Annotated in this window: 18 protein-coding genes; 3 read left to right on the top strand and 15 right to left on the bottom strand. The window is 36.2% G+C overall.

The window, feature by feature from the left end:
* Both PND65_RS07115 and PND65_RS07120 read left to right on the top strand, forming a co-directional pair.
* Positions 1-189: hypothetical protein (locus PND65_RS07115; RefSeq protein ID WP_271991140.1), on the top strand; the 189-nt coding region annotated here is incomplete at its 5' end.
* A gap of 307 nt (positions 190-496) precedes the next feature.
* Positions 497-958: a GAF domain-containing protein gene (locus PND65_RS07120; protein WP_271991142.1), complete on the top strand. Its 462-nt coding sequence runs from the start codon at positions 497-499 to the stop codon at positions 956-958.
* Here the strand turns inward: PND65_RS07120 and PND65_RS07125 are convergent.
* The 14 genes from PND65_RS07125 to ybeY form a co-directional block, all read right to left on the bottom strand.
* Positions 919-1,656 carry an AAC(3) family N-acetyltransferase gene (locus tag PND65_RS07125; protein WP_087320220.1) on the bottom strand — a complete coding sequence of 246 codons (738 nt, stop codon included), beginning with the start codon at positions 1,654-1,656 and terminating at the stop codon, positions 919-921. The genes PND65_RS07120 and PND65_RS07125 overlap by 40 nt on opposite strands.
* Positions 1,657-1,716: 60 nt before the next feature.
* Entirely contained in the window at positions 1,717-3,105 is a 1,389-nt protein-coding gene (locus PND65_RS07130; RefSeq protein WP_271991144.1) for a glycoside hydrolase family 1 protein, read from the bottom strand.
* A gap of 87 nt (positions 3,106-3,192) precedes the next feature.
* Entirely contained in the window at positions 3,193-5,595 is a 2,403-nt protein-coding gene (gene pheT, locus PND65_RS07135; protein ID WP_271991147.1) for a phenylalanine--tRNA ligase subunit beta, read from the bottom strand.
* Positions 5,596-5,606: 11 nt separating this feature from the next.
* Entirely contained in the window at positions 5,607-6,641 is a 1,035-nt protein-coding gene (gene pheS / locus PND65_RS07140) for a phenylalanine--tRNA ligase subunit alpha (protein WP_271991149.1), read from the bottom strand.
* A gap of 310 nt (positions 6,642-6,951) precedes the next feature.
* A complete protein-coding gene (locus PND65_RS07145) occupies positions 6,952-7,470 on the bottom strand; it encodes a hypothetical protein (RefSeq protein ID WP_271991152.1) in 519 nt (172 codons plus the stop codon).
* A 37-nt stretch (positions 7,471-7,507) separates the two neighbouring features.
* A complete protein-coding gene (locus PND65_RS07150; RefSeq protein ID WP_271991154.1) occupies positions 7,508-8,362 on the bottom strand; it encodes a patatin-like phospholipase family protein in 855 nt (284 codons plus the stop codon).
* Positions 8,359-9,537 (bottom strand): NAD(P)-dependent malic enzyme, encoded by a 1,179-nt coding sequence (locus PND65_RS07155; protein ID WP_195191229.1) that lies wholly within the window; start codon positions 9,535-9,537, stop codon positions 8,359-8,361. Before PND65_RS07155 ends, PND65_RS07150 begins: the two co-directional genes overlap by 4 nt.
* A gap of 10 nt (positions 9,538-9,547) precedes the next feature.
* Complete coding sequence (pepT, locus tag PND65_RS07160; RefSeq protein WP_271991156.1) at positions 9,548-10,744, bottom strand: peptidase T; 1,197 nt, start codon at positions 10,742-10,744, stop codon at positions 9,548-9,550.
* Between the two features lies 1 nt (position 10,745).
* Complete coding sequence (locus PND65_RS07165) at positions 10,746-12,344, bottom strand: putative manganese-dependent inorganic diphosphatase (RefSeq protein ID WP_087320231.1); 1,599 nt, start codon at positions 12,342-12,344, stop codon at positions 10,746-10,748.
* Between the two features lie 91 nt (positions 12,345-12,435).
* Complete coding sequence (locus PND65_RS07170; RefSeq protein ID WP_015535973.1) at positions 12,436-12,720, bottom strand: HU family DNA-binding protein; 285 nt, start codon at positions 12,718-12,720, stop codon at positions 12,436-12,438.
* A gap of 62 nt (positions 12,721-12,782) precedes the next feature.
* The gene (gene recO, locus PND65_RS07175; protein WP_195376090.1) at positions 12,783-13,520 is read right to left on the bottom strand and encodes a DNA repair protein RecO; all 738 of its coding nucleotides are present in this window, start codon (positions 13,518-13,520) and stop codon (positions 12,783-12,785) included.
* Complete coding sequence (era, locus tag PND65_RS07180; protein ID WP_022355971.1) at positions 13,504-14,406, bottom strand: GTPase Era; 903 nt, start codon at positions 14,404-14,406, stop codon at positions 13,504-13,506. The genes recO and era overlap by 17 nt, the downstream gene beginning before the upstream one ends.
* 15 nt (positions 14,407-14,421) lie before the next feature.
* Positions 14,422-14,775 (bottom strand): diacylglycerol kinase family protein, encoded by a 354-nt coding sequence (locus PND65_RS07185; RefSeq protein WP_015535970.1) that lies wholly within the window; start codon positions 14,773-14,775, stop codon positions 14,422-14,424.
* The gene (ybeY, locus tag PND65_RS07190; protein WP_035403160.1) at positions 14,756-15,211 is read right to left on the bottom strand and encodes an rRNA maturation RNase YbeY; all 456 of its coding nucleotides are present in this window, start codon (positions 15,209-15,211) and stop codon (positions 14,756-14,758) included. The genes PND65_RS07185 and ybeY overlap by 20 nt, the downstream gene beginning before the upstream one ends.
* 73 nt (positions 15,212-15,284) lie before the next feature.
* Between ybeY and eutH the strand changes: the two genes are divergently transcribed.
* A complete protein-coding gene (gene eutH, locus PND65_RS07195; protein WP_195294322.1) occupies positions 15,285-16,352 on the top strand; it encodes an ethanolamine utilization protein EutH in 1,068 nt (355 codons plus the stop codon).
* 10 nt (positions 16,353-16,362) lie between these two features.
* Here the strand turns inward: eutH and PND65_RS07200 are convergent, their stop codons facing one another.
* Entirely contained in the window at positions 16,363-18,774 is a 2,412-nt protein-coding gene (locus PND65_RS07200) for a glycyl radical protein (RefSeq protein WP_271991157.1), read from the bottom strand.
* Between the last annotated feature and the right edge of the window lie 24 nt (positions 18,775-18,798).

The following is an 18,798-nucleotide window of genomic DNA, read 5'->3' on the forward strand; positions in this document are numbered from 1 at the left end:
GATTGTTTCTTCTTTCCAGAATTGACGTTTCGTTCTTGGTTTCTTCTATTCTGTTCGGTTTTCAAAGATCTCTTTTTTGCACCGTTTCGCGTGCCTGATTATATTACCACAACTTGGTGGACTTTGCAAGCTTTTTTTTCAAACTCTCTTTTATCAGATCCGCTCTCCCTTGGCGCCCGTTTATATTAGCAAATATCCCCCTTCTATGTCAAATACTTTTTTCACTTTTTTTATATTTTTTATAAAACAAAAAAAAGACGACCGTTTTGAATCTATTATTGTTCATCTTGTCGTCTTTTTAGTTATAACCAAAACGATCCAAGCTATGCCTTTTCCCCGATACACTACACCAATTGACTTAAATCATTTTGATACATAGATTTCTCTATGTTATAACCTTTCTAAATGAATAATATCATAAACTTATTCCTTTTCAATATTTTATTTTTTTATTTAACATATGCTAAACTATAACCAGCTTGAAAGGAGATTACGCATGAAAAATATTATATTTCAACAATGTCAAACGGTTGTTGACGATACTCTTTACCCTATCTCAAACATATCAAATATATTAGCTATCCTATATCATGAATTTCCACATATAAATTGGGCCGGTCTATATTATTGTGATAATGAAAATCAAGAATGTATCTTAGGCCCTTTCCAAGGAAAGGTAGCCTGTACAAAAATTCCATACCATAAGGGCGTTGTAGGAACTTGTGCAGCAAGCAAAAAAATGATCGTAGTTGATAATGTACACCAGTTTGATGGACATATCGCCTGCGATCATTCCAGTAAAAGCGAGTTAGTAATACCTTTGATTTATAATAATGAATTATTGGCAATCCTGGATATCGATTCAGACCAATACAATAACTTTGACCAAGATACTGTTGAAACGATTTTAGAAATATCTTATATACTTTCTTCACTTGTATCTAAAGAAAGAAAGTGAATTGCTTTTCTTGAATATTCAGATGATTGTATATAACACATCTTTTTGTATTCTTCCATCCTTTCCTGATCCACTTCCAGGTTCAGGAAATTTTTTAATTGTTTTCCTCTCCCTTGATTTATAATGGCTCTCTTGATTGTGAGAATACCTTGATTCATCGTTTTAGCCATGGCAGGCCAAAGAAGACTATTTTCTATTTTTTCGCCAATTAAAATATTACATGCCCGTCGATCTACAAATTCTCTAAAAACACGACTAAAGGAAATTGGAAAGTTTAACGGTTGCTCTAAACACTTTTCATCATATGTTCCCCAAAAGGCAAAACTATATACCGGATGATTGGTTCTTCGTACATTTTCATTTTTTAAAAATTGATCGGCAAAATCTGCATAGACATCACATGATGTTAATTTTGGATCATACCCCAACATATTGTCACGAATCATGTTCCAGCTTTCATACGTATAATCATTTTGTTCATAGCATGCCGGATCCAAACAAGACAAACTAAATGTTGGGCAGATAATGCAGCCATCTTCTTTTACCAATTCCTGTAAAGCCTCAATGATAGCTTGTGACCCTGACAAAATTTCATTAAATCCTGTTAAATCTGCCTGCACGAGCACGACCATTCCTTCATCAATGCCCATAGTTGAAAATATGTCTAAAAAATCTTTTTTCGTATATAAAATGTCCATAGTTCTTATCCTTTTATTACCATTTATTTTATCATAATAAACGCTATTACGAGAAAAAAACTAATCCAAATATCCCTGCTCTAAAACCTTCTTTAGCCAATATAAAGATTTTTTAGGAATACGTTTATATGTATCTAAATCTAATTCCAATAATCCGTAACGATTTTTAAATGCATTAATGGCAGAAAGATTATCAATGAATGACCAAATTAAATATCCATGACAGTTACAACCTTCAGCCTGCGCCTTTATAGCATATGATAAATGCCTTTTAATAAAATCAATTCGATACTCATCATCTATATATCCATCATTGTTTCTAAACCGATTTTCATTTTCTATTCCAATACCATTTTCCGATATAAACCAAGGTTTATTGCCATACTCTTTCTTAATGCGCATGGCTATATCATAAATTGCCTGCGGATAGATTTCCCAGCCTCTATCGGCATTGTATTCTCTTTGAGGCCATACATAATCTTCATAATAATATTTTGAACAGAACGGACCATCATATGCTGATTCTCTGGCTTTTACACGAATTGGGAAATAATAATCAATGCCTAATAAATCAATTTGATTCTCTTTAATTTGTTTAAGATCCTCTTCTTTAAACTCAAACAAGCATCCGTGCTTAGAAAGCTCCGTGAATATTTCTGAAGGAATCTCACCTTTTAGATAGGCATCTAAATAAAGTCTAACTTCAAAAAGATCGGTATAATAAGCTGCTTCTACATCGCGAGCATCTTTGCTTCTGGAATAAACCGGGGTCATATGCACCATAGCTCCCATTTTAACATTTTCATATTTTCTAGAAATTTCTACCGCTTTGGCTGTTGCCAAGATCTTATGAAAATGTGCCTGATACGCACGTTGAGGATCATGCACAAATGGATACCATATTTTTTTGATATATCCATTATCAATAGGAATATTAGGCTCAGTAAAGGCAAACCACAAATCAACTTCATCATGAAATTCATCAAGAACTTTTTGAACATAATCTACATATAGATCCACCGTTTCACGCGAAGCCCATCCATCATATTTCTCTAATAAGATCGCTGGAATATCCCAATGTTCCAAAGATACGATAGGTTTCATACCATGAACCTTGATTGTTTGAATCACATCTCGATAATATGCAACGGCTTCTTTATCTACTTCTTTTTTTAAAGCATCTTTCATAAATCTTGCCCATTGGATCGTAAAACGAAATGTATTCATTTTAAAATCTGCCATCGTCTTGATATCTTCTTTGTAATGATGATAGAAATCACTGGCTTTTTCTGGCCCAATTTGATCATGCCAGCGGCTAGGATCTGTTTCATAAAATAAATCAGCCCAGCTTTTTTGCGTTTCACTTTTTCCAGCACAACCTTCGATCTGCCAGGCACTGGAACTGGTTCCAATCATAAAATGATCAGGAATAAGAATTTTCTGGTTCATTGTCTACACCTCTTTTCTTTCTTTATAATCCAAAAACGCTACTTTGTCTACCTAATAAAAAAATAGAGTCCGAAGACTCTATCGTTATTAAGATCTTAATGTCGCATCGCATTCCGTCTGGATTGCCTGCAAGATGTTTTCAAATACTTCATTGATCTCTTCATCTTTTAAAGTATGTGTATCTGACTGGAATGTTATAGATAACGCAACTGATTTTTCATCCTTGGCAACATGTTCTCCTTGATATACATCAAATACTTCCACATTGCGAATGATTTCTTCCTTGTTGTAGCGTGCATTTTTATTGATGATACTCACAACCTTTTTAACCGGCATATTTCGATCGATCACAAACGCAAGATCTCGCTGTACACTTGGATATTTTGAAACTGGTGCAAATTTGATCTTTGCTTTCTTGATATCAACCAATGCATCAAAATCCAATTCGGCCATAATTACATCTTTACAATCTGTCTCTTTAGCATACTGTGGATGAATTTTTCCTAAATATCCTATACATTTTTTATCGATCAAGATCTTGGCACTTTGATATGGATGGAAATGCACCACATCTTCTGTATTTGCCTCAAAAGAAACACGTGCTGCAGAAATACCAATGTGATCAAATAATGTTTCGATCAAACCTTTTCCTGTATAGAAATCACTTGGCAGTTCATATTGAAGCCAGCGAGTCTGCTGCAAAAGTCCACTTAAGACAAAGGCTAAATGCATACGAGTTCCCTGGGTTCCGGCAACATTGCTCAATTCAAATACATTCACATCTTTGATCGTACGAGCGTGGTTATAGCTAACTACATCCAATAAACTTGGAAGGATACTTGTACGAATCCAGCGTCTTTCTTCACTCATTGGACTTGCTAACTGGATTGGATCCTGTAATCCTAAGATTGCATTGTCCTTTTTCTGTGTGCTAACTAGTGTATATGTTAAACAATCCTGCAAACCTAACTGGCAATATAAATTACGAACAGTACGAATTAGTTTCTGCTTTTCGTTTAATTTACCTTCTGTCATTTCCATCAAAGGCAAAGTACTAGGCAATCTGTCATATCCCAATAAACGAATGACCTCTTCACTCAAGTCTGCTTTTCCTTCTATATCTGTACGATAACTAGGAATATGTACCATATATTTGCCATCTTCATACTCTGGTTCAAAATGCAGACGTTCAAATATATCTTTTACTTCTTCTGCATTAAAATTCGTTCCTAAACGATCATTGATATCTTTTAAAGTACAAGAAAGGCTTACTGGTGTATATCCAGAATCTCCATACTGTACAGTTTCTTCGATCATCTTCGCATCGGCATACTCAATCAATAATTGCACGGCACGATCCAATGCTTTTGATGCGGCAAGTGGTTCAATCCCTTTTTGATAACGAATACTTGATTCTGTTGCCAAATTTAAACGACGAGCCGTGTTACGAATAGACACATGATCAAAAATAGCACATTCGATGATCAAACCTTTTGTTGTATCTAAGATCTTGGAATCATCTCCGCCCATGATACCTGCAATACCAATTGGTTTAGATTGGTTTGTGATCACGATATCTTCTGGAAGTAAATGATATGTAACACCATCCAAGGCAACATAGTCTTCATCAAAACCACTGGCAACCGTGATTTCCTGATTTACGATCGCATCTTTATCATAGAAGTGCATTGGCTGTCCTGTTTCAAGCATTACGATATTTGAAATGTCGACAACATTGTTGATTGATTTCATCCCTGAAGCGGCTAACAATTCTTTCATCCATTTTGGACTTTCTTTGATCGTGATTTCCCCAATGACCTTTCCTAAAAACAAAGGACATTTTTCTGTTGTACTGCTTACATGAAGTTTAGTAGGCCCTCCAACATTTGCAGCACCTTGATATTCTGGAAGTTTTACTTCTCTTTTTAAGATCGCACCAGCTTCCAATCCCATATTAAAAGCGGCAAGACAATCGCTACGGTTAGGAGTCAATCCGATTTCCAAAATTTCATCATCTAAACCTAAATAGGCAAAAGGATCTTTATTTCCAACCGGCGCATCTTGATCAAGAACCTCAATTCCTGATTTTTGCTCTTCGCTTAAAGAATGTGGATCTACACCCAATTCCACCAAAGAACAAATCATACCATTACTTACCTGTCCACGAATCTTACCTTTTTTGATTTCGCCACCAGGAAGCTTTGCCCCTGGAAGAGCAACGATGACTTTTTGACCAGCAGCTACATTTGGAGCCCCACATACGATATCCAGAACTTCATCGCCTACATTGACTTTTGTACAGTTTAAATGATCGCTGTCTGGATGAGGATAACATTCCTCTACTTGACCAATCACAAGATTTGTCCCTTGTGCCAAACGTTCAATACCTTCAACTTCTAAACCTGCTGATGTAATTCGATCTGCCATTTCTTCAATGCTAAGATCGGATACATCCATATATTGTGATAACCATTTTCTTGAAATTCGCATGTTAAATCCTCCTAATCAAAACGTTTGAACGTCTCCAAGAAACGCTTGTCGTTTGTATAGAAATGACGAATATCATCAATTCCATATTTCAACATCGCAACACGTTCAATTCCTACACCAAAGGCAAATCCAGAACATTTTTCTGGATCATAACCAGCCATTTTCAAGACATTTGGATGCACTTCACCAGCACCTAAGATTTCGATCCAGCCAGTCCCTTTACATGTTGGGCATCCTTTTCCATTACAAATATGACATGTTACATCTACTTCAACACTAGGTTCTGTAAATGGGAAATAACTTGGTCTAAAACGAATCTGACGATCCTGACCAAATAATTTTTTCGCCATAAACTCCAACGTTCCTTTAAGGTCTGATAGAGTAACTTTTTCTCCAATAACCAATCCTTCCATCTGCATGAACTGATGAGAGTGTGTCGCATCATCATCATCGCGACGATATACTTTACCTGGACAAACAACTTTGATTGGCAAATTCGGTGCAGATTTTTCAAGTACCATCATTTGGATTGCTGTCGTATGTGTTCCTAATAAAGTATTTTGGTCAATATACAGACTATCCTGCATATCTCTTGCTGGATGATCTTTAGGGATATTCGCTCTTTCAAAACAATATAGATCGTCTACGATATCATTGCCTTCAATAACTTGATACCCTAAACCAATAAATAAATCTTCTAATTCCTGTTTTACAAGATTTAAAGGATGCGCATTGCCTAATACTGGACTGCGGCCTGGAAGCGTAATATCGATTTTTTCATTTTCAATTTTAGCTTCCATTTCCTTCTTTTCCAACTCAACTTTTTTATCTTCGATCATTGAAGACAATAACTGTTTTAACTGATTGACTTTCTGGCCAAAAATCGGTTTTTCTTCCTTAGGAAGATCTTTCATGCCCTTCATTAATTCCTGAACAGGACCTTTTTTTCCAAGATACAAGACACGCAATTCATTTAGCTCCGAAAGACTTGCAGCGGACTGAATCTTAGCTTGGGCTTCTTGTTGTAACGTTTCGATTGGTTCCATATTCTCTAGTCTCCTTTACAAAAAAAACGACGAATACAGGAACGAACAAAGTTCGCGGTACCATCCTGTTTCGTCGAAACGCACTTAATTATCATGATAACCGTGTGATACGGAAAGGGATTAACCTTTGCTCCCAGGTGAATTCATTAGACCTTCTTTGCCTGGACCTTTCAGCCGATGAGTCCAGTTCTCTGTCAAAGGGCACCTAATTACTATGCCTGATCATCGTTTTAACGATTAAAATTATACAAAATCTATGAAAAAGTTTCAACCGAATCTTTTTTCTTACCGAATAAAACCTTAAAATCCATTAAAAAAACATAGCCGTTGGAAGATAAAATGCATATGGAGATGTAAATACAGCTAAAGACAAAGCTATTTTCTTTTTCTGGATCAAAGATAAGTCAACTTTTTTAAGACAAAACTTAGAATTAAAGTAATTAATGCAATATGCGCTGATTATTAAACTCACCATCACCCATATAAAAGCATAGACACTTTCAAAAGGGTTACACATGATCGCATTAGATAGATTATGATACCACCACATACCTATCTGAGAATTATAATCAAATTGAATGAGACAAGGTATGATCATCAATACGGTTCCAATCATATCCGCAATAAAACCAAATATCCATATTCTTAAAATTGCTGGTTTGACCAAGGTTTTAATATTTTTTATTTTCAAATATTTCATCGTTAAGACTACAACCAATAAGTCTATGAAAAAATTTACAGGAAGAATAATAAACCAAGTAATGGGTATCAACCATAATAACCAGATTGGAAAAGCCATGTTATAAAGTTTTATTTTCTTTTCTTTCATACAAGTCTTCCAATATAAAGTTTAATGGATAAATTGTCTAATCCTCATCGATAAATTCTTTTATCTCATCCAGTCTTGCCAAAGTTTCATCATAGCCTAATTGAAACCATGGTCGAAGTTTTTTCGGATCCGTTGTGTAACGGGAAACCCCAATATCCTTGCTGGGACGAAGAACCAAGGCTTTACCTTCTTTTTCTAACTGGGCAATCTTATCCCATTGCTCATTATATCTTTCATGACGTCTTCTTAGATCATCGACGATTTTGTCATCATGATATACGAGCTTAGCTAATAATTGTTGATACTTTGGTGCCGGTTTGCGAACATATCCTTTTTCCTTTGTGGATAAGACAATGTGTTTCTTGTTCCCACGACGAATACTCTGCTCAATACTGATCATATCGACCAATCCGGCATCCATGTATTTTTTATTGTTGAACATATAAGGTCTTGACAATAATAACAATGCACAGCTAGCTTTGATCAACGTCATATCTTTGTCTACATACGATTTATCAAAATACTCTACAGTATGTTCTTTGATATTGTATAAACCTACATCCATCTGTGTTTCACTGTTTCGTAATGCTTCAAAATCTAAAGGCGCTCTGGATTCAATAAAGTCATTTGTCGCTTCAATTCCAAAAAGGCCTCCCTCTTTTAATAAAGGACGAATTCCAATTACTTCTTTTTGACAAGGTGCATCGATACCAGTAATTTCCATACGGTCAATTTGTCTTGTGACATACGATAACAATATCTCCGATCCAGCCGAGATACCAACACAATATGGTAAATAGATTCCATTTTCTAAGAAACATTTTAATGCACCAGCAGAATAAGCAGCTTTGGTACCTCCCCCTTCGGCAACCAATCCTACTCGCCTGCTCATTTAGTTTTCTCCCATTGACGGATAACACCTGATTTTTTTGCTGCTTCTTCGACCGCATCAGCTACTACATCTGCCACACGAGGATCAAGTGCAGATACGATAACATTTTCTTCAGAAAGATCTTCTTCTTTGATCATAGAGGCAATCGCATATACGGCCGCCTTCTTCATTTCATCATTGATGCAAGTTGCCTGTGCACGCAAAGCACCTTTAAAAATCCCTGGGAAAGCTAATACGTTATTGATCTGATTAGCGTGATCGCTTCTTCCCGTTCCAACAATTCTAGCTCCCGCAGCTTTAGCATCTTCCGGTTCAATTTCTGGAATTGGATTTGCCATTGCGAACACAATAGCGTCTTTATTCATACTGGCAATCATCTCTTTGGTTACAATATGCCCTGCACTGACCCCAATAAATACATCGGCTCCTGCAAGTGCATCGGCCAATTTACCTTTTTTATGTTCAGGATTACTGATGGACATCAATCTTCTTTGTTCATCACTTAAATTCATTTCTTCAGATAGAATTCCATCTTTATCACATAAGATCACTTTACCAATCTTCATTTCAAGGATCAAATTGGCGATAGCACACCCTGCACTGCCAGCTCCATTGATTACGATCGTTGGATCGTCTTTTTTGACAAATCTTAAGGCATTCACAAGAGCGGAACTAACGACAATGGCCGTTCCATGCTGATCATCATGAAATACAGGTATGTTCATTCTTTCCTGTAATCTTCTTTCAATTTCAAAACAGCGTGGTGCTGCGATATCTTCCAAGTTGATCCCACCAAAACTTGGCTCAAGTCTGGCAATTGTTTCAACCAATTCATCTGTATCTTGTGTATTTAATGCCAATGGAATCGCATCTACATTCCCCAATGCTTTAAACAATACACATTTTCCTTCCATAACTGGCATTGAAGCTTCTGCTCCAATATTTCCTAACCCTAAAACTGCTGAACCATCTGTAATGACCGCAACTAAATGGCTTCTTGCGGTATAAGTAAAGCTCTTTTTAGGATCATCTTTGATTTCAAGACAAGGTGCTGCCACTCCAGGAGTATACGCAATTGATAAATCATCTCTTGTCTTGATTGGCATCTTTGGAATCGTTTCTAACTTTCCATTCCATTTGGCATGAAGTCTTAAAGCTTCCTTTGCATAATCCATATAATTCCTCCTAATATTTAATAATATTTATAACAATATCGACCATTTTCTCCATTTTTTGAATGCTGGCAAATTCATAACGACCATGATGATTGAACGAACCCGTTCCTAGATTTGGCGTCAACAAGCCCTTTTCAGACAACATGGCTCCATCTGTACCACCTCGTACTGGATTTGATACCGGTTTAATGCCCGCCATTTCTATCGCTTGTTTCGCTTTATCTACACAACGCATATCATGTTTGATATACGAATACATATTCTTGTATTGATCTTTGATCTCTAATTGAAATCTTCCATCATATTTTTGATTAAACTCATCCACTAAATCTGTCACAAAATTCTTTTGTGCCTTGAATTTATCTTCATCATGTTCTCTTAAGATATAGTCAAGCGTTGCAAGTTCAACATCTCCCTGTAGATTGGTCAAATGGTAAAAACCTTCTCTACCTTCTGTTTTTGATGGAATCTGCTCCTTTGGAAAACGACTGGCAAATTCTACGGCTAACAATCCAGCATTGATCATCTTATCTTTGGCATCGCCTGGATGAATAGAACTGCCAACAATTTCAATATGAGCTTTAGCCGCATTGAAGTTTTCATAATCAACACATTCAACTTCACCTCCATCGATCGTGTAGGCATAATCCACATCAAATCGATCTAAATCAAAAGTATCTGTTCCACGACCTACTTCTTCATCGCAGGTAAAGGCCACCATGATCTTTCCATGAGGGATCTTTTCTTTGATTACTTTTTCTAAAGCGCTCATGATGATCGCAATTCCAGCTTTATCATCACCACCTAGTAAAGTTGTACCATCAGTAACGATCAAATCTTCAGATATACATGTAGCCAAAGCTGGATACATCTCTTTAGACATGCTGTAATGATCATTAAGTTGAATTACTTCCCCCTGGTAGTTTTCAATGATCCTTGGTTTTACATCTTTGCCACTTAATTCACAGGCTGTGTCCATATGAGCTAAAAAACCAATCGCATCTTTTGTATCATCTGTACTGAATAAAGTGGCATATACTATGCCACTTTCATCCAATTGTACCTCATCAAATCCAATTTCTTTACACTCTTGAGCCAATATACGTGCTAGATCAAGCTGACATGCTGAACTTGGCACGCTTGAAGAATCTTCATCGGCCTGTGTATTGATTGAAACATATTTTAAAAATCTCTCTTTAATTTCCATATCATGCTAACTCCGTTGAAAGTCGAGGTACGATTTGTTTCTTTCTTGAAACAACACCTTGTTTCTCAAAATCTTTGATCGTTCCCATAAAAAAATTCGATAATTTTCCTGTATAGATGAATCTAGATCCTTTTCCTTCAATATTGGTAAAGACCATCAAGCGAAGATCAAATCTTCTTGCCTTATTTTCATCTTCCATATACTTTAAAAAGTCTGCTTCAATATCATCTACAACATCAAGATTATAGATAAACACCTGTGATATCGCAACTCGCTTCCCACTTAAAGTATATTCCTTGCAGTCATTATAAAGAATATCTCTAAATGTCTTGCCTTTGATCGTAGCGGTATTCTCAAACAATTCTGTTGCCATATTCTGGTGATTAAAACCAAATTGCTTTTCTAATCTTGAAGCTAAGATACGATCTGTTTCGGTGCAGGTTGGCGAATGGAAATTCAATGTATCACTGATAATTCCATAACAAATTAATTTTGCTACTGTCTCAGACATCTCGATTCCATATTCAGAATACATTAGTCCAACTATAGTACAGCTAGAACCTACGATCATGTTTCTGAATACAATCGGTTTGTCAGTCTCAATATCCCCAATTCGATGATGATCGACGATTTCTATGATATCTGCATAATCAATATCACTGATACTCTGTTTTCTTTCATTGTGATCGATCAAGATAAATTGCTTCTTCTCAGATTTTAACAAGTGATAACGTGCTACCGATCCCACCAGTTTATCTTGAAACATGACAGGATAGGAAGAGTGACGTGTCTTTAACATCTCTCGCTCCACATCTTGAATAAACTCCGTCTTATTAAAGCGAATGATATCATGTGCTGGTGTCATGATCAGTTCTACTGGAATAGAACGATAGATCATCTGAATCATTTTCATCGTATTATATGGCGTATTGATCAAAGTTACACCCATAGATTTGGCAATATCAATGATATAGTCATTTGGAACATAGTTTTCTGCAATACAGATGATCGCACATCCTCTTCCCATGCTCTTTAACATATCATCTTCGGCATCATCCAAAATCATGATAGCCCCTCTAAGATCACGCTCCATCAATTTCTTATCACTGATGCGTACTTGACCATTGGTAGGAAGCGTTCCTTTTAATAAGATTTTTCCTTTTAATACTGCTTCTAGATTTTCAATTGGTGTCTGGCTTAATAACTGTTGTGTGATCGCAAGATCCTGCATCTGGATCCGGGAAATTTCACCAATTGTTGTCATTCCAACAAGATTATCGTTCTCGTCTACAACATAAAGTGTTTTTGTATTATTTTCTAGACATATATCCCAAGCCCTGCGTAAAGTATCTCCTTTATACACAGTATACGCTTCGTCAATTTCGATTTCTGCCAAGGTATTTCGAGCCGTCGTCATATATTGTGGTGATTCGACATTTAATTTATCTAAAATAAACCTTGTTTCGGGATTCAGATGACCAATTCTTGCGGCCATTGCATTCACACCCATTTTCTGTTTTAACTCAGCCAAAGCCAAGGCTCCACAGATTGAATCCGTATCCGGAATTTTATGTCCTATCACATATACAGGCAAATTCATATTGCGTTGCACCCCCTTGTATATGCTTTCGCTTTTCTATTATACCAAAAACGTAATAAAAAAGGCCAACGAATTGGCCTAATTATATGAATTACTTAACAGCGTCTTTTAATGATTTTGAAGCTTTGAATTTAACAGCTTTTGAAGCTGGAATTTCAATTTTTTCTCCAGTTGCTGGATTTAATCCCATACGAGCAGCTCTTTCGCTCAATGAGAATTTACCAAAACCATAGATATCAACAACACCATCTTCTTTTAGTGTGTTCATGATTTCTTCAAATACTGTGTTGATGCATCCTTCAGCAACTTTTTTACTCAAATCATATTCTGCAACCAATTTAGCTGCTAAATCTTTTTTATTTACTGTTGTAGACATTATTAATTCCTCCTTTGTCCTGACATATTTTACCACTTCACTAATACATACACAAGCAAATCCTACCATGTAAGTGTTTGCACACTTTTCAAAAATTTCAAACTTGAAACATTAAAATGTATACATTTTTCTAACCATTCCACCCAGAAAATAAAATCATCCAAATTAAACGCAAACATTTCATTCAACTGCGTAAAATCCTTTTCATTTGCCTTAAACAAAGAACGAATCTGGATCATCTCCTGTTTCGATCTAGGTAAGATACGATCATGATTGCATGTGGTACATAAAAAACCACCATCGGTTACAGACAAGGTTTCTAAATGATCTTTTCTTTTACATAAGATACAGCCATCCACAAATGGAGCAATTCCCTCTTTTTGAATTATTTGGGCTAAAAGCAGACAGGCATAGTTATACGCTTTGGCATCATCATTTTGAAATTCTTTTAAACACTTGTCAAACAACATATAAATTGTAGGATTACCATGAAATCGCGTGATGACTTCTGCCAAAACAAAGCAGATAGAACTTTTCATTAAATCTTCCATGATCTTGTAATGACTGTCAATGACATTGCCATAATACAACAATGATAACCCATTCTCTTTTTGCTCGATCGTATAGCGCACATGTGAAAACACCTGCGTGATCATTCGATTCTTTGAAGTTTGTTTCTGGATTCCTCTAGCCAGGATCGAAAGAATTTTATCCTGCGTTAAAAGGCGAATAATTCCATCACTTTCACGATAGTCCTGAACAGATAAAACGATTCCTTCAACTTCAGTCGTTGGCTTCATTTAACTCATCCAATCCAAATTCCTTGATTTTTTGTTCCTGATTACGCCAATTCTTTTCAACACGAACATATAACTCAAGTTCTACATTCTTCTTTAGTTTTTCTTTCAGTTCTTTTTGTGCTGCCAAACGAATTGAACGAATCATCTTTCCCTGCTTACCTATCAAAATCCCTTTTTGTGAATCTCTGTCGACAACGATCATTGCCTGCATAAATATTTTGTTTTCTTCTTCAACCTTGTTTTCCAATAAGACAGCTACACTATGAGGAATTTCTTCTCGCGTCTTAAAAAGAATTTTTTCACGTATGATCTCACAGATCTGAAAATTAATATCGTGATCGCTTTTCATTTCACTTGGGTACAACATACCACCTTCTGGCAAATATTCACGGAATACATCCAGTAACTCATTTAAATTATTCTCTTTTAGAGCACTAATTGGAACAATTTGATCGAAATTATAACGATCCTGCCATCCTAAAAGTGTTTCAAGCAGTTTCTCTTTCTTGACCATATCAACCTTATTCACGATTAAGATAACCGGCTTTTTAAGCTGCTCGATACGATTTAAGATAAATTCATCTCCTGAACCAAAACTCTGTGTTCCATCAATGATCCAGCCAATCACATCACAATCTTCCATTGCGGTATAAGCATTCTTATTCAATACACGCCCCAGCTGTTGTCTTGGTTTATGAATCCCTGGTGTATCGACAAACACATATTGAGCATCTTCTAATGTCAAGATTCCGGCAATATTATTTCTTGTCGTATTGGGTTTATCTGACATGATCGCAACTTTTTCTTTTAAAAGAGCATTCATCAATGTTGATTTCCCTGCATTGGGTCTTCCTACTATTGCGATAAAACCTGATCTATAATCCATTTTTTCACCTTTTCCTTATATCAAATTTAACAATTTAGGCACAAAGATACAGAGTGCCACAACAAGCGCAAAACAGCTCACTAAAAAAACCGCAGCCGCTGCCATATCTTTGATTTTCTTTGCCCTTGGATCTTTCTTTAAAGAAATATAATCGACCAATCCTTCAATACATGAATTGATGATTTCAAAAGAAACGACCAATACGATCGACAACAAGATCCAAAGCCATTCTGTCATTGAACATTGAAATATGATTCCGGCAAGGAATGCTAAAACGCCTAAGAAACATTGAAAGGCAATACTTCTGTCTTTAAAGGCATACCTCAGCCCTTCAAAAGCATATTTAAATCTACCGACTAACCACTTCATCAAGAATCACATCCTGTAACTCAAACATAACTTTTTCTTCTTCTGGTTCCATATGATCATATCCCATCAAATGCAACAACCCATGGCAAAACAAAAAACATGCCTCTCTGCGCAAAGAATGACCATATTCTTTTGCCTGATCACGAATCGCCTGCACGTTAATAAAGATATCCCCCAATTCGCACATAGATTCTTCGATCAAAACATCCGAAAGATCATCCTGCAGGGCAAAACTAATCACATCGGTTGGACGATCGATCTTACGATACTCCTTATTGATTTCATGAATCTGTTCAGGGGTCACAAAAATAACCGACAAGCTCCAGTCTTTATGGCGATTCAATATATCACTGGTTCTTTGCAGTATGCGTTCATAATCTTTTTTATAGCGATAGATGCTTCTATCTTTTGCTTCATTTACTATTACGATTTCCATGCTTAAAGTATAACCTAAAAAACAAAAATTAGAAATATATTGTATAATATTAAAGCTTAAGAAGGGGTGTTTTATGAATCCATTTGTATGCATCATGTTGATCTTTGCCATAATAGGCCTCATTGATAAGATCTTAGATAATAAATTCGGCTTGGCATCTGCCTTTGATAAAGGAATTATCACCATGGGTGATTTTATGTTATCAATCAGTGGTTTTTACTGTATTTCAATTGCCTTTTTACGAAACAATACTGAAATCCTCAATCGCTTAGGTGATTTTCTATTCTTTGATCCTTCCATCTTGATTGGATCCTTGTTAGCACCTGATCTAGGTGGATATTCCATAGTGGAAATGATCTCAAAAGATCCAAACATGATCGTATTTGCCGGCGTTTTATTAACTTCTACCATTGGAGCTACCATTAGTTTCCAGCTGCCTATCTTTTTAAATAATCTAGAAAAAGATGATGTCCCATCCTTTATGCAGGGAATTGCCTATGGTTTGATCGTTTTACCAATCGTTTTGATCCTTGTCGGTCTTTTTTTACAGATTGATTCACTCATGATCAATATGATACCTTTGCTTGTTTTATGTATACTTCTATTATTTATGTTCTTTATTAATCTAAAACTCAGCGTAAAGATCTTGACGATCTTTGCCAATATGATTCGCATTCTTGGTTATCTCTTCTTTTTCCTTGTCTGCCTGACTTTTTTCTTTGATCTTGGTTTTACCCAGCAAGATCTGATCCAGGAAGTCTTTAGTATCGTATTTCAAATGACTTTGATCGTTGCCGGCTCTTTGGTATTGTGCCAGCTGATCTTAAAATATTTTTCCCTGCAAATCGAAAAACTTGCCACTATGTTGCACATCAATCAATATGCCTTAATTGGTTTGATCTTAAGTTTAGGCACAAGCATTGCCATGATGCCTTTGTTTTCCAAGATGGATACAAAAGGAAAACTGATCAATGCTGCTTTTTCTGTCAGTGGTGCCTATGTATTTGGTGGACAACTCGGTTTTATTGCCAGTGTATCGAATTCATTTTCGACAACGATCTTCATCATCGCTAAATTAAGTGCCGGCATTCTTGCGATCCTCATGGTTTATCTCTTTACGAAAAGAAGGATGGAAAACTAATTCCATCCTTTTATAAGCTTTGTTCTGTACGACCAATAATATCATCCTGTGTTGCTTTCGATAAAACATTAAAGAAAGCGGAGTATCCGGCAACACGAACGATCAAATCTTTATGTTTTTCCGGATGTTTTTGTGCATCGATCAAAGTTTCTTTTGAAACAACATTGTATTGCACATGATATCCCTCAAGACGATTAAAAAACGTTTTGATCAACATCTCCAGTTTCATCTTATTTTCTTCTTTTTCCAGCAACTGTGGAGTTACCTTTTGGTTTAATAAAACACCACCTGTAATTTCATGAGTTGGTAATTTAGAAACCGATTTAAACACAGCAGTCGGTCCATTTTTGTCGCTGTTATGAGCTGGCGAACTACCCTCAGCCAAAGGAGTATGTGCCTTTCTACCATCTGGAGTTGCCATTGTATCATACCCTTGCCCAACATTGGCTGAAATCGAGGATGTTCCAGCATAGCGGATTCCTCCAATAGGACCTCGATGATATCTTGTGTTTGGATATTTCTTCATTTCATCAATATATGAATCATAAGCTTTCACTACTAACATATCCACATAATCGATATCATTTCCATATTTTGGTGCTTCGTTGATCAACATAGACTGAATTCTTTGACTTTCCGGACTTTCAAAATTATCTATTAAGGCATCCCAAAGTTCTTGTTGTGTGATCTTCTTTTCATCAAACACGAGTTTTTTGATGGCTGCCAAGCTGTCTGCCATATTGGCAATTCCTGTTTGTAATCCAGAAATAAAATCATAGATGGCTCCACCTTCTTTGATCGTTTTTGCTCGGCCAATACAATCTTCGACCAAAGTAGAACATAGGATATCTGGAACTTCTCTTTCACTGGCCAGATCGATCGTATTTTCTACGATTACACTCATTCGCGTCAATTTCCGTACTACCTTATCCCAGGCATTCATCAATTCATCAAATGATTTCATCTTAGTAAAATAACCACATGGTTCTACAAATCTTTTTTGACTTGTCATATCTACACCGTTGTTCATCGCAATCAATAGGATTCTTGGAAAATTCATATAACTCATTCCTGTACAACGATATCCCCATTTACCTGGAACGGCCGTTTCTACACATCCAATTGCCGAATAATTATAGGCATCTTCTTCTTTAACTCCCTTTTCGATAAAAGAAGGAATGATCACTTCATCATTATTGAAAGCTGGCATACCTGTACCAAGTTTCATGACTTCAATAGCTTCATCAAAGAAGTGCGCATCTAAGTTTTTATGATAACGAACCGTTAAATTAGGCTGTGGCAAACGAGTCTGGGCTACTGATTTTAAAACCAAAAAAGACAACGCATTGACTGCATCCTTTTTATCTGTTGTCTGTCCACCAATTGTAACATTTTGATACATCGGACTTCCTGCACTTGAGAATGTATGTGCCTGAGAACGGACTTTATTGATCGTGGTAGTCTTGATCCAAAGATTATCTAACAACTCAACCACTTCATCATCCGTGATAAATCCTTCATCGATGTCTTTTTTATAGAATGGATACATATACTGATCAAAACGTCCATATGAAACGGAATGTCCATTGGATTCGATCTGAAGAATAAGTTGAACGAACCACACCGACTGAATGGCTTCATAAAAATTAGATGCTGGCTCATAAGGCACTTTGGCACAAATACGAGAAATTTCTAAAAGCTCTTCTCTACGTTTCTTTTCCGCATTTAAAGACATTTCTTTGGCAAGCTTGCTAAAACGAGAGGCAAATGTCTTTACGGCATCGATAACGATCAAAACAGCACGATAGAAATGATATTTATCAATATTTGCCGGATTGCATAGATCTAATTCACCTTTTAGCTTTTTGACTCTTTCTTCATAGCCTTGCAATCCATCGGATAATAGTCTTTGATAATTCACAGATAGATGAGCATCTCCGGCATTTAGTTTTCCTTCCATCCCAAAGAAACCAGTTTCCATGAATACACTGACTTCTTCTGGCAATAATGCTTCTCCTTTTGCCCTTAAATTATTATTCTGCCAGAAAGGGGCAATGGAACGAAGATCTTCTTTTGTCTTTTCCGTGATATAAAAAACATCTCCATCACGTTTTTCAAATGTATCCAGTTCATCGATCACAAATTTCATCGTATACTCAGGAAAAATAGGCGCATCACGATTGGATGATGCTTGATTTCCCACGATCAATGTATCTTCCTCAATATAGATTGGCATCTTTTCAAGGATGTTTTTCAACATAAGAGCACGTTTTAAGACAACAGGCTGATTTAAGTTTTCTTTATATGCCTGGGTTGCCAGTATGGCTCTTGTCGCATCGATGTAAGGCTTTTTGTCCAGGATCTCTTCGCGAAAATGATCCATTCGTGGAGTAAGACTTCCAAAATGAGCAGAATTTTTCATGTTTCCTCCTTTTTTTCTTATAAA

Source organism: Faecalitalea cylindroides (assembly GCF_028321995.1).
Lineage (GTDB): Bacteria > Bacillota_I > Bacilli_A > Erysipelotrichales > Erysipelotrichaceae > Faecalitalea > Faecalitalea cylindroides.

Excerpts from the sequence above, each read along its gene's own strand:
- PND65_RS07120 (WP_271991142.1), top strand. The coding sequence starts at position 497 with ATGAAAAATATTATATTTCAACAATGTCAAACGGTTGTTGACGATACT.
- PND65_RS07125 (WP_087320220.1), bottom strand. The coding sequence starts at position 1,656 with ATGGACATTTTATATACGAAAAAAGATTTTTTAGACATATTTTCAACT.
- PND65_RS07130 (WP_271991144.1), bottom strand. The coding sequence starts at position 3,105 with ATGAACCAGAAAATTCTTATTCCTGATCATTTTATGATTGGAACCAGT.
- pheT (WP_271991147.1), bottom strand. The coding sequence starts at position 5,595 with ATGCGAATTTCAAGAAAATGGTTATCACAATATATGGATGTATCCGAT.
- pheS (WP_271991149.1), bottom strand. The coding sequence starts at position 6,641 with ATGGAACCAATCGAAACGTTACAACAAGAAGCCCAAGCTAAGATTCAG.
- PND65_RS07145 (WP_271991152.1), bottom strand. The coding sequence starts at position 7,470 with ATGAAAGAAAAGAAAATAAAACTTTATAACATGGCTTTTCCAATCTGG.
- PND65_RS07150 (WP_271991154.1), bottom strand. The coding sequence starts at position 8,362 with ATGAGCAGGCGAGTAGGATTGGTTGCCGAAGGGGGAGGTACCAAAGCT.
- PND65_RS07155 (WP_195191229.1), bottom strand. The coding sequence starts at position 9,537 with ATGGATTATGCAAAGGAAGCTTTAAGACTTCATGCCAAATGGAATGGA.
- pepT (WP_271991156.1), bottom strand. The coding sequence starts at position 10,744 with ATGGAAATTAAAGAGAGATTTTTAAAATATGTTTCAATCAATACACAG.
- PND65_RS07165 (WP_087320231.1), bottom strand. The coding sequence starts at position 12,344 with ATGAATTTGCCTGTATATGTGATAGGACATAAAATTCCGGATACGGAT.
- PND65_RS07170 (WP_015535973.1), bottom strand. The coding sequence starts at position 12,720 with ATGTCTACAACAGTAAATAAAAAAGATTTAGCAGCTAAATTGGTTGCA.
- recO (WP_195376090.1), bottom strand. The coding sequence starts at position 13,520 with ATGAAGCCAACGACTGAAGTTGAAGGAATCGTTTTATCTGTTCAGGAC.
- era (WP_022355971.1), bottom strand. The coding sequence starts at position 14,406 with ATGGATTATAGATCAGGTTTTATCGCAATAGTAGGAAGACCCAATGCA.
- PND65_RS07185 (WP_015535970.1), bottom strand. The coding sequence starts at position 14,775 with ATGAAGTGGTTAGTCGGTAGATTTAAATATGCTTTTGAAGGGCTGAGG.
- ybeY (WP_035403160.1), bottom strand. The coding sequence starts at position 15,211 with ATGGAAATCGTAATAGTAAATGAAGCAAAAGATAGAAGCATCTATCGC.
- eutH (WP_195294322.1), top strand. The coding sequence starts at position 15,285 with ATGAATCCATTTGTATGCATCATGTTGATCTTTGCCATAATAGGCCTC.
- PND65_RS07200 (WP_271991157.1), bottom strand. The coding sequence starts at position 18,774 with ATGAAAAATTCTGCTCATTTTGGAAGTCTTACTCCACGAATGGATCAT.